Source organism: Phenylobacterium sp., assembly GCF_036501465.1.
Taxonomy (GTDB): Bacteria; Pseudomonadota; Alphaproteobacteria; order Caulobacterales; family Caulobacteraceae; genus Phenylobacterium.
In genome coordinates this window covers 1-10,750 of sequence record NZ_DASYAF010000104.1, presented here as the reverse complement: position 1 = coordinate 10,750, position 10,750 = coordinate 1, and the positions used below count along the sequence as shown (strand labels likewise).

Sequence of the window (10,750 nt, the reverse complement as noted above, 5' to 3'; positions counted from 1 at the left end):
GTCAGGTCTGTTGCGAAACGAAGCGCACGGAGCCGCCGGCCGGCGCGGTCTGGGCCGCGCCGCGCTGGGCGCCGCCGCCGCTGGAGCGATCGGACCCGCCGAGGGCGCGGGCGGCGGCGGCGCCGAAGTCGGCCAGGCCCACGCTGGCGCCGCCGGCGATCCCGGCGGCGATCACCGGGGTCTGCAGGAAGAAGATCGCGGCCAGCAGGCAGAGCGCCATGAACAGCAGGCCGGCGGACATCGGGTCCTGGCCGTCGATCGTTCCCCAGCGGTCGGCGACCAGGGACAGGATCAGCTGGAAAACGGTGATGATCAGGGCGAACAGGACGACGTAGTTCACCGCCTGCGACAGCCAGCCGAAGAAGAACCGGCGGCTGGCGTCGAACAGGGCGCAGGCGATGAAGATCGGGCCCAGGGCGATCAGCAGCGCCAGCGCCACCTTGGCCACCATCACCACGCCGAAGCCGAGGGCCGCCGCCAGGGCGCCCATGAGGTAGACCGCGCCGGCCATGACGAACGGCCCAAGGTCCGTCGGGCTGCCGGTGCGGGCGATCTTCTCGCCGAGATAGGCCGCGCGGCCGAAGAACTGGTCGAAGGCGGCGCCGACATCCGGCGTGGCCGCGCCGCTGATCGCCTGGGTGAGCGTGTCGGGCAGGGTGTGGAACAGCGGCGTCGTGACGACAGTGGAATAGGCCGCGGTGGTGGCCAGCATGACGATGAAGGCCAGCTTCAGGCTGCGGATCGCGAAGTCCACGAAGGGCTCGCTGATCGCGCCGCGCAGGATCGCGAAGCCGTAGAGCAGGACGTAAAGCGCCAGGGCGGCGCGCAGCGGGCCCGCGACCTGGGCCAGGACGTCGCTCAGCCGCTGGCCCAGGAAGGCGTCGAGCTTGCCGTCGACGAAGGCATAGGCCGGCTCGAAGATGGCGAAGGTTCCGCTCATCTCAGAACGCCTTCCGATAGGCGTCCAGGCGGCGGTCCGACGCAGCGTCCGCCATCGCCTGCTCGGCATTGGCGCAGTCGTCGGACCGGTCGGGCCCGCAGGCCCGCGCCACTTTCGCGGCCTCCGTCGGATGGGCCCTGTACCAGGCGTAGGGTCGCACTCGCGGACCGCAGGCGACCAGGATCACGAGGATCGCCAAGGCGGCGAAGGCCCGGGTCACTGGAAGGCCGCCTTGTAGGCCTGCAGGCGGGCGTCGGACGCCGCGGCGGCGCGTTCCTGCTGCTGCTGCGCCGCGAGGCGGTCTTGGGCGGCCTGGGTCATCGCCAGGCCCTGCAGCTTCATCTGGTCGTTGGCGATCATCGCCTGCTCGGCGGTGAGCCGGGCCTGCAGGTCCATCACCGCGCGGGCGTCGGGCGCGGCGGCCAGGGAGGCCTGCAGCTGCTGCAGGCCGGCGAGCCGCTGGGACCCGGCGTCGGCGACGCTCTCGCCGAGCGCCAGGCTAAGCGCGGCGCGGTTGCCGGACGCGTCGAGCGCCTGGCTGGCGGCGTCGGGCGTCGCGGCCGTGTAGACCCGGGTCGCGCTGCGGATCTGGCCGGCGCGGGCGCCGATCTGGCCCAGGGCGGCGAGATCGCCGTTGGCAGCGCTGACGAAGGTCGTCGCGTCGGGGAGCACGGCGCGCAGCTGCGGGCTCTCCAGCAGGGTCGCCAGGCCGTTGACGCCGGAGGCCTGGTTGAAGCCGTCGTAGAGCCGCTGAGCCTGCTGGACCTGCGATTGCAGCTGCTGCAGCTGCTTGAGCCCGGTCTCGGCCTGTTCGATCAGCTTCCCGTAGTTGGTGGGGTCGTAGACGATCTCCTGGGCCTGGGCGGCCGACGCCATGAGGGCCAGGGCGGCCGCGCCGGCGGCCAGGATACGGCGGGTCATGCTGCGCTCCTCTGCTGGTGGAAGGGGGTGAGCCAGGCGGCGGGATCGTCGCCGTGGATGGCGCGCAGCCGGTCCAGCAGGGCGACGGTCTCGGTGCGGCCCGAAAGGATCGCCAACGCATCGTCCATGCCGGTGAGGTCGAGCTCGGCGACGACCGAATCCAGGCCCTGCTTGACCAGGAAGCGGTGCGATTGCGGGCTGAGCTCGTCGCGCACCAGCGCGAACTCCCGCCGGGTCAGGCCGAAGCCGTCGATGTAGTCGCGGGCGTTGGCGTGCGGGTTGGGCAGGAAGACCTTGGTCGCGCACTGCTCCAGCACCGTGTGGGCGATTGGCGAGCGCAGCACGTCGGCCGGCGACTGGGTGCCCAGCACCATCAGGGCGTTCTGCTTGCGGTAGGTCTTCAGCCCGTCCTGGGCGAGCGCGCGGAAGGCCTCGTCGTCCAGCGCCTTCCAGAACTCGTCGATGTCGACCACCAGCCGGCGGCCGTCCGCCAGGCCGCTCAGCCGGTGCAACAGGTAAAGCATGACGGGACCCCGGATCTCGGCGTGGTCGAAGACCTGGGTCATGTCGAAGCCGGTGAGGCGGTCGCTGAAGTCCAGGGCGTCGGCGTCATTGTCGAGCACCCAGCCGAGGGGGCCGCCCCGGACCCAGCGGTCCAGGCGCGCGCCGATCCCGGCGGCGTCGCGCTGGCCCAGCAGCACCCGCAGGGCGGCGAGCGAGCGGCGCTGCGCGGGCATGGGGGCCAGGGCGTCGATCGCCTCGGCGACCGCATGCGCCTCGGGGGCGGTGAGCGGGGCCCCGCCGCTGACCAGGGCGGTCACCAGCCCAGCCAGGAAGGCGCGATTGGCGGAGGTGAAGGCGAGCGCCTTGAAGGGGGCGAAGCCGGTGGGCTCGCCATTGCGCAGCGCCAGATAGGTCCCGCCGCAGGCGCGCACGAACAGTTCCGCCCCGCGGTCCTTGTCGATGAACACCTGCTGCGCGCCGAGCTTCTCCAGCTGGGCCAGCATGAAGTTCTGCACCACCGTCTTGCCGGAGCCGGACGGGCCGCAGATGAAGGTGTGTCCGAGGTCACCGACGTGGAAGTTGAAATGGAACGGCGAGCCGGCCGCCGTGCGCAGCAGGGCCACGGCCTCGCCCCAGTGGTTGCCGGCGGCCTGGCCGCTCGGGTGGGTGTGCAGCGGCGCCAGGGCGGCGAAGTTGCGCGAGGAGATCGCGGCCGGCCGGGCGCGGTGGCGGAAGTTGCCCGGGAACTGCGCCCAGAAAGCCGCCTCGAGCCCCAGGTCCTCGCGCGCCGCCACCAGGCCGGCGTCGGCCAGCTCGGCCCGCGCGCGGGAGAGGTGGTCGGCCAGAGCGGCCAGGGTGTCGCCGTAGACCAGGATCGAGGCCTGGTGGTCGCCCATCACGAAACGGTTCGAGGTGAGGTCGTCGAGGGCCTCGGCGAGGCCGGCGACCTGGGAGCCGGCGCGGTCGCGGGCGCTCAGCATCTGGTTCTGCTTGCGGCCCATGACCGCCTGCGCGGCGGGCTTGGACAGAAAGCTGAAGGACTGGCTGGCGACCAGCGGGAAGCGGGCCGACAGCAGGCCGTTCCAGAGCCCCGGCCGGGTGGTCGCCGGATATTCCTTCACCCCCAGCATGGCCGCGTAGCGCGCCTGTCCGGGGTCGCGGATCTCCAGGGCCTCGCGCCCGAAGATCAGCCGCGACGCATGCAGCGAGGCGCCGAGATGGCCGCGGACCAGGGGCGCGCGTTCCGGCCGGCCGGTGAGCACCAGCTTCAGCAGCTCCAGGGGCTGCGAGAACCACAGGCCGCGGTGTTCGTAGAGCGTCAGCGGCTGAGGGCTGTAGCGGCCGAGATGGGCGGCCAGATCGCGGCCTGCGTCCTGCAGCCGCTTCAGGTCGGCCGCGGGGTCGGTCGGGAGTTCAGAACTCCGGCGCAGGCCGGCCAGCCAGCCGGACGCGCGGGCGGCGGCGCCGCGCCCCGGGTGCAGCAGCAGGGTCAGGTAAAGCTCATTGACGAACATCCGCGCACCGCCCAGACGCGCGCGGTAGGCCGCGTCGAGCTCGGCGGCGAAGGCCGAGCGGAAGCCGCCGCAGGCGCCCGCGGCCTGTTCGCGCCGGACCAGGTGGTGCCAGACCGCCAGCCGGTCGTCGGCGAGGTTGCGCCAGGCGCCGTTGAGCTTGCCATGCCAGTCGTTGAGGTCGCGGACGTCGGCGGTCTCGAAGCTCGCGCCCGCCAGGCGGAAGCTCAGCATCAGGGCGCCGGAGTCCAGGGCGACCACCGTCTCGGTCACGTGCCGCGCATAGGGCAGCTGGCCGTCGGCCGGGAGCTCACGCTTCAGCAGGCCCGCCCTAACCACGGCGGAGCTCCGTGGGCGTGAAGCGACGGACCAGCGGCAGCGGTGTCGCCGAACTGCCGCCCCACAGGGCGCCGTTGCGCGCCCGGCCCTTGGTGTCGAGGTAGAGGTAGAGCAGGCGGAAGGCGTTGTGGTCGCTCTTGCAGACCGCGGCCAGGACCAAGTGCACGGCCGGGGCGACCAACAGGTAGAGCAGGCTGTGGCCGGCCAGGAAGGCCACCGTCGAGACCATGAGGTTGATCCCCATGGCCTCCATGGGCACGCCGGCGATCATCGCGGGCCGCGTGCAGGCGAGGAACAGGGTGTCCTCGGCCAGCCTTTCTTCGGGGTCGGCGACGGCCATGGTCAGGAACCCGTCCCTCCGGTGATCAGGTTGACGATGGTGGCCGCCCCGAAGATCACCACGATGCCCAGCACCACGGTGCCGGCGCGGCGCAGATCGACGTGCCCGAACATCCAGGCGATGCCCGTGACGATCACCGCCAGCACCGCCAGGCCGCGGATGACGTTGTTGTTGAGCAGGTCGATCACATTCTGGATCGAGGTCCCCAGGTTGCCGCCGACGCCGGCGGTGGTCTGGGCCAGCGCCGGACCGGCGAGGACGATGGCGAAGGCTGCGCCCAGCCCCAGGCAGGCGGCGGCGCGCGGAACGGAACGGGTCACGGGCACTCCTTGGTTTTCAGGTTCAGAACAGACGCAGCCCGGCCGGCGCCGGCCGGGCGAAGACGTCCCAGCTGGGTTCGGGCAAGACGGGTGCGGGGGAAGGCGCGCCGGCGCCGGCCGCGGCGGTGACGCGCGCGACATAGCCGTTGCGGAAGCCGCGGCGGGCGTCGCCGGTGTTGTAGAGCGACAGGGCGGTGCGCAGGCCCGCCTGGGCGGAGACGCCGGGCGCGGCGCGCAGGAAGTCGGCTGCGAGGACGCGAGCGCTGGCCGCCAGGTTGCGGCAGGGATCGAAGGCCTCGGCGACGGACAGGCCAAGCGCCGGCAGGTTGCGGCTGTTGATCTGGCCGAGCCCGAGATCGACGTTGCGCCCGGCGGCGATCAGCCGCCGCGCCGTGGCGATGGCGGCCTCAAGGCCGGCCGGATGGTCGGCGGCGCGCGCCACGCCGTTGACGCCGATGGCCAGGGGATCGAAACCGCTCTCGACCCTGACCAGGGCGACCAGGGTTTCAGGGGCCACGGTGGGCGCGCATTGCTGCGCAAGGCCGAGCATGGCGGTCAGGGCAAGGATCACAGGACGCTCCCGATACGGACGACGTCCGCTCGAAAGCTTGGGACGCCACCACCGACGGCGGCGACTTGTGCCCGAGAGCCGGCGCTCCTGGAACGCGTAGCCCTACCGGGCGCCGACCCGTAGACTTACGAATTCAAGCTTTCACGGCTCCCGCCCGCAATCGGCTTGCGGTAATTGGCAATGCCATCACGCGTGTTGACGGATATATTCTGGATTTCCGTAAATCATGACCCATACGGAACTAAACGCCCCTGTCGGCTTATTTCTGGATCATCAACTTGCAGGGCTCGAGGACTTGATTTGCGGGCGTCTGGAGGAAGTCCACATGCAGCCGATGGCAGACACAGGCCGCCCCGTCGAGCGCGACGAGACACCCCTCCTCAGTGAGCGGCATCTGGAAATCCTGGGCCTGGCGCAGGAAGGCAAGAGCGCCGGCGACATCGGCCAGATCATCGGGCTGTCCGGCCGCACGGTCGAATGGCATCTCGCGAACATCTACGCCGCGCTCGGCGTCCGGACCCGCGTGCAGGCGGTTGTCCGCGCCAGGGAGCTGGGCATCCTGCAGCCGGCGCAGCGCCAGCCGCCGATGGGCCGGAGCTTTGCCGCCAGGCGCGGGCGGCGGCGCGCCGGGTCCTGAGTCCGCGGCCGGTCCCGCAACATTCTTGCGGAAAGCCCCGTCGGAGATTGCGGGAGCGGCCGTAATCGAGTCCGAAGGCGGATTTCCGGGGCCAGAATGCCGCCCGGCCCCTTGCCTGCCCCGGTGAAGCTGTAGAAAACCGAGGGACAAGCTTGAGTTGAGGTAGTGCATTTTCGATGGGGACGCCCACCCACGACCCCGAAGCCCAACGCGGGTGGCTTTCCCTGGCGCTGAAGGGGGTGCGGCAGCGCCGAGGGCTGCGCCCGCCCGAGGTGGCCCGCCTCATGGGAATGCCGCTCCGCTCGTTCGAATATTTCGAGGGCGGCCGGGGCCCGCTCTACGTCGATCGCGTGCATCGGTTCGCCCGCGCCCTGGACGCCGACCCGCATGCGATCCTGATGGCGGTGGAGATCGGCTCGCCGGCCTTCGCGGCCCGTTGCAGCGACAACAAGCTGATGACCATCGCGGCGATGGCGATCCAGGGCTTCGACGAATCCACCGGCGAGGCGATCTCCCAGCTCGATGCCCAGACCCTTCGCGCCAGCTTCGAGCAGATGTTCAACGAGCTCGGCCGCATTGCGCGCGCCCGCGCCGCGCTGGCGAGCGGCTGGCTAGGGCGTGAGCCACCGACGGAGGACGCCTAGCAACATCCCTCGGACCGTGAAACGCCCCCACCACTGTCCCTCCGACAGCCGAAGGCCGCACGGGCGCGCCGAAGGCCCTCAGGCCTTGGCCGAAAAAGCGGCGCCGCGAGCCGGAACTCATCAGCCGTCCTGCGCTTGCAGCGCGTAGCTGCGGCAATAGTCGAGGTAGGCGCTTTCGTGGGCGCCGACCAACTCCACCAAGCTGTTCCAGAGCCAGGACGGCGCTTCCAGCGCCTTGCTGTGACCGCGGGCCAGGTCCCGGGCCCAGGCCTGGCGTGTGGCTCGATCCATCTGGCGGGCATGGGCGCGGCCCACGACCGCGGCGAGGTAGCGCGCCGCGCGCACCGCCTCCGCCCGACTTAACCGTTCGATATTCAGCTTCAGGTCCTGCGGCGTCAGCTCCCGCAGCACGACGGCGCGGTTCAGCAGTCGCGCGGCCAGCATCCGGTCGCCGAGGTTGGGGGACAACGCTCGGGCGCCCTTCACCACCCGGGCCGCCTGGCTTCGCGGCATGCGCGCCCCAGGGGCGTGGGGAGCCGCGGCCTCGACCGCCTCCTTCACATCGATCAGGCAGGTCTCCGAGGTGTCTCCGGACCGCACCTTGACCAGGACCGCGAACCGCAGCCGGCCCAGCGAACTGCAGCCCTTCATCCAATAGGCCGCGTCGGCCAGCTCGACGTCGGCGCCGTCCGGCCGGCCCTGGAGCAGGGTGACAAGGCGGCGGAGGCTTTCGCTCTCGGCCAGGACTCCGATCGCGCGGCGCTCGCGTTCTGACAGCGCCCAGAAGCGCTTGCCCAGGGGGATCACCGGTTTTGGATCGTCGATCCGCTCGCGAGCCAGGTCTTTCCAGCGGCGGCGCAGGGATTGGCGCAAGACCTGACGCACGGCCTTTGGCGCGGTCTCGTCGCCGCGGCCCGGATGGGGTCGCGACAGCCCGTCCGCATAGCCGCCGACCAGCTGCTCGGCCATCAGTGCGACGGTCACCCCGGGCAGATTGGAACCGCGGGCGGCCATCGCCAGGGACAGGCCGAGCCGGATCAGGTCGTGGGCGGGGTTTCCGATCACCGTTTGGTCGAGATCGCGGATCTGGACGGCGACACGCCCCTTGGCGTCGGCGACCGGACCGAGGTTGCCGGTGTGGCAGTCGCCGCAAATCCAGACGTGGGGGCCTTGCGGGGCATGACCGCCGCGGGCGTCCAGCCAATCGTAGAACTGTGCGGTGCTGCCGCGGACGAACGCGTGCGGCGAGCGCGCCATCTTCATCCGTTGCGCCGCGCGCAGCCGGCCGGCGCGCGCGGAGAAGTCGGCAGGTCCAGCAGCCTCTTTCATCTCATCGACAAGCGTCACTGTCGCAATTGGTTCCGCGAGGTGAAGGCCGGCGAGCTATGCGGCCGCAGGTTCGGACAGCGCGGCGGGCGGGCCGCTTTGGCCACGCCGGCGACGCGTTTCGGCGACGAAGTCTGCCGTGACAGTCGGCCACAGGCCGCCTCGGCCTCGGAAGCACCGAAGTTCACTGAGGCGAAGATTTCGGAAGGCCGCGTCGTCGCCCGGCTCAGCGATGGCCGGCGGCCCACGTTCCGCAAGCCCGATTGCCAGGTGGGGCACGGACCCAGCGCCGAGCAGTTGCGGATCTCGCCCGATCGCCGAGGCATCGGCTGGGCGGTGGCCTGTCAAACCGGCGACGAAACCTACCCCATAGCCGAAGAGGTCGTCGTCTATGGGACGCGAAACGACCGCCCGCAGCGGTTCAACAACGGACTGACTGTGACAAGCTGGCGCTTCGTCTCGAGCCGGCGCATCGAGATCTGCACCGACACCGCCCACGGATCGCTCAAGCCTGGCTGCAGGATCCTTGCGATCGGTCGTCGGCCCCAAGTTCGGCCGCCCCACGGCGGAAGGTGAGCTTAAGCGCCCTTTAGGAATGGCTGGGCCACCTGTGGGCTCACGTCGCGTCCGGTCGAATGACTTGGCGCGAAACGGAGAATTGGCCGTGAATTCAGCGCCGGCGCTCGCTGCAGTCCTATGGCTCGTCCCCCTGCTCTCGGTCGCGCGGCCAGGCGACGACGCTGCGTCGGCTCATCATCTGGGTTCGCCCAACGCCCCCATCTCTTCGCTCGGCCTCTCGCCGGACCAGGTCGAGGACGTCGTCGGTCAGGTGGCCGCAACCAGCTTTGACACGCCCCCATCGTGGCCATCGGAGCTGCGCGCGCGGCGCGTGCGGCTGGGGGGCCGCTCGGCCCTACTGGTCGCCGGATCGGATCTCCTCTGCGGCGGGACGGGCGCCTGCGAGATGTGGGTCTTCTATCGGTCCGGCGGTCATTGGCGGAACGCCTTCGCCGGTCAGGCGCCCATCGTGGTCGGGTTCTCGATTTCGAGCCACTCGGCCAACGGCCTGCCCGACCTCGTCGCCACCACGCCCCTGGGGGCTGGCCGCGACCGTGTCGCCGTCTTCGCCTTCGACGGGGCGATCTACCGCCAACAGCGGGCCTATGAGAGCGGCGCGCCGGCTCACTGAGTGGGCGACACCAGAGTGAGGCGGCCTGCGGCCGTGCGTTGACCGCCTCGACGTCAGCCGATCTTCCCGTTCAGTGTGTCCGCATTGGCCGCCGCAAAGGCGGGAATGATCAGGGCCAAGCACACGGGGGCTGAGCGGGCGTCGGCAGAGCGAAGCCCTGAAACGGCCGCGCGCCATGACTTCCGGCACTTCCCGTCGCGTGGCGAGACCCCCAGTTTGCCGCAGCGAAATGGGTTCGGGATCGGATGCCGAAGATCGATGACCGCTCGGAAGCTGGCGCCTCGCAAGGGCGGATCGCCTGGAGGTCTCGCGTGAGGCTTCGATCGCTTCTGGCCACCTTGCCCCTTGTTGCGTCGATCCTCGCGATGCTGGGCGCCGGCGAGGTCCGGGCCAACCCGTCGACCACCGATCCGGCCAAGGTCCCGGCGGGGACCTATGTGCTCGACAAGAAGCACGCGAGCCTGACGATCAGGATCGTCCACATGGGCTTCTCCCACTACACCCTGCGTTTCGACAGGCTGGACGGCGGCTTCACCTATGACCCGGCTGCGTGGCAGTCCACCAAGGTCACATTCACGGTCGATCCGGCGTCGGTCGATACGAACGACGCGCCGTTCGACAGGCAGATCGCCGGCTACTTCCAGGCCGACAAATATCCCGCGATCGCCTTCGTCTCGACCGGCCTGCAGGGCGGCCCGGACGGCAAAGGCGTGCTTACCGGGGACCTGACCTTCCATGGCGTCACCAGGCCCGTGACGCTCGACGTGACCTTCGGCGGCGCGGGCCAGGGAATCTCCGCGCGGGACCGCCGTCTCGGGTTCTCCGGCGTGACCCACATCAAGCGTTCGGATTTCGGTGTGAACGCCATGCTCCAGTACGCGAGCGACGACGTCGAAGTGATCTTCGACGTCGAATTCGAACAGCAATGACCGTGGCCCTTCAGAAGGCGGCCGCCGCGAGTGCAGGTCCGGCTCCTGAACGCGGGCTGGGCGCCCCACTATTGGGAGCCTTTGAGGAAGTTTCTCGCCGCCTGAGCGGCCTGCGCATGGATCCGCGCCCATGGGTCGACCGCGACGCCACGGTCATCGGGCCCGGCGCGTGAGGGGGTTCGTTGCGCTTGCGGCGCTGATCGCCGCCTCGTGGTCCGCCTCCGGCCAGGCCGCGCCGACGATCTCCGGAACCACGCCGTTCATCTTCGACGGCAACCGGGTCTATGCGGAGCTGGCCTTCGTCCAGCCTGATGGCTCGCTGCACAAGGCCCTGGCCTATGTGGACATGGGCACGCCCGCCATGTCGGTGAACCAGGCGCTGCTCGATACGCTGCATCTGGGTCCGGACCACCCGCTGACCTTCCGGGTCGGCGCCATGCCGGTCACCGTGGCCGCGGCCCAGGTCTCGCCCTCGCATGGGACGCCGCAGAAGCTTGGCGGAGAGTCGGTCGAAGCGATCCTGCCGGCTGGCGTCCTGCAACACTACCAGGTCGTCCTGGACTACGCTCGGCGGACCCT

General features: G+C 70.5%; 14 protein-coding genes. 6 read left to right on the top strand and 8 right to left on the bottom strand.

The window, feature by feature from the left end; all coding sequences use genetic code 11:
• Position 1 precedes the first annotated feature (1 nt).
• From VGL85_RS11200 to VGL85_RS11170, 7 genes are read right to left on the bottom strand one after another with little or no spacing between them, the layout of a single operon-like run.
• Positions 2 to 940, bottom strand: coding sequence for a type IV secretion system protein (locus VGL85_RS11200; RefSeq protein ID WP_331589019.1), 939 nt, complete (start codon positions 938 to 940; stop codon positions 2 to 4).
• 1 nt (position 941) lies between these two features.
• A complete protein-coding gene (locus VGL85_RS11195) occupies positions 942 to 1,160 on the bottom strand; it encodes an EexN family lipoprotein (RefSeq protein WP_331589018.1) in 219 nt (72 codons plus the stop codon).
• The gene (locus tag VGL85_RS11190; protein WP_331589017.1) at positions 1,157 to 1,861 is read right to left on the bottom strand and encodes a type IV secretion system protein; all 705 of its coding nucleotides are present in this window, start codon (positions 1,859 to 1,861) and stop codon (positions 1,157 to 1,159) included. Before VGL85_RS11190 ends, VGL85_RS11195 begins: the two co-directional genes overlap by 4 nt.
• Positions 1,858 to 4,215 carry a VirB4 family type IV secretion/conjugal transfer ATPase gene (locus VGL85_RS11185; protein WP_331589016.1) on the bottom strand — a complete coding sequence of 786 codons (2,358 nt, stop codon included), beginning with the start codon at positions 4,213 to 4,215 and terminating at the stop codon, positions 1,858 to 1,860. The genes VGL85_RS11190 and VGL85_RS11185 overlap by 4 nt, the downstream gene beginning before the upstream one ends.
• Positions 4,208 to 4,555: a type IV secretion system protein VirB3 gene (locus VGL85_RS11180; protein ID WP_331589015.1), complete on the bottom strand. Its 348-nt coding sequence runs from the start codon at positions 4,553 to 4,555 to the stop codon at positions 4,208 to 4,210. The genes VGL85_RS11185 and VGL85_RS11180 overlap by 8 nt, the downstream gene beginning before the upstream one ends.
• Before the next feature lie 2 nt (positions 4,556 to 4,557).
• Positions 4,558 to 4,875: a TrbC/VirB2 family protein gene (locus VGL85_RS11175; protein ID WP_331589014.1), complete on the bottom strand. Its 318-nt coding sequence runs from the start codon at positions 4,873 to 4,875 to the stop codon at positions 4,558 to 4,560.
• A 22-nt stretch (positions 4,876 to 4,897) separates the two neighbouring features.
• On the bottom strand, positions 4,898 to 5,446 hold the full coding sequence (locus tag VGL85_RS11170) for a lytic transglycosylase domain-containing protein (protein WP_331589013.1): 549 nt from the start codon (positions 5,444 to 5,446) through the stop codon (positions 4,898 to 4,900).
• Positions 5,447 to 5,672: 226 nt separating this feature from the next.
• Between VGL85_RS11170 and VGL85_RS11165 the strand changes: the two genes are divergently transcribed.
• A complete protein-coding gene (locus tag VGL85_RS11165) occupies positions 5,673 to 6,083 on the top strand; it encodes a helix-turn-helix transcriptional regulator (RefSeq protein ID WP_331589012.1) in 411 nt (136 codons plus the stop codon).
• Between the two features lie 176 nt (positions 6,084 to 6,259).
• Positions 6,260 to 6,727 carry a helix-turn-helix transcriptional regulator gene (locus VGL85_RS11160; RefSeq protein ID WP_331589011.1) on the top strand — a complete coding sequence of 156 codons (468 nt, stop codon included), beginning with the start codon at positions 6,260 to 6,262 and terminating at the stop codon, positions 6,725 to 6,727.
• Between the two features lie 120 nt (positions 6,728 to 6,847).
• Here the strand turns inward: VGL85_RS11160 and VGL85_RS11155 are convergent, their stop codons facing one another.
• Positions 6,848 to 7,990: a DUF2252 family protein gene (locus VGL85_RS11155; RefSeq protein WP_331589010.1), complete on the bottom strand. Its 1,143-nt coding sequence runs from the start codon at positions 7,988 to 7,990 to the stop codon at positions 6,848 to 6,850.
• A gap of 3 nt (positions 7,991 to 7,993) precedes the next feature.
• Here VGL85_RS11155 and VGL85_RS11150 point away from each other — a divergent pair, with 3 nt between their 5' ends.
• The 4 genes from VGL85_RS11150 to VGL85_RS11135 form a co-directional block, all read left to right on the top strand.
• Positions 7,994 to 8,629, top strand: coding sequence for a hypothetical protein (locus VGL85_RS11150; RefSeq protein WP_331589009.1), 636 nt, complete (start codon positions 7,994 to 7,996; stop codon positions 8,627 to 8,629).
• Positions 8,630 to 8,942: 313 nt separating this feature from the next.
• Entirely contained in the window at positions 8,943 to 9,242 is a 300-nt protein-coding gene (locus VGL85_RS11145) for a hypothetical protein (RefSeq protein ID WP_331589008.1), read from the top strand.
• A 311-nt stretch (positions 9,243 to 9,553) separates the two neighbouring features.
• A complete protein-coding gene (locus VGL85_RS11140; protein ID WP_331589007.1) occupies positions 9,554 to 10,171 on the top strand; it encodes a YceI family protein in 618 nt (205 codons plus the stop codon).
• 169 nt (positions 10,172 to 10,340) lie between these two features.
• Positions 10,341 to 10,750, top strand: a 410-nt coding sequence (locus VGL85_RS11135; protein WP_331589006.1) for a hypothetical protein, incomplete at its 3' end; no start/stop codon positions are given.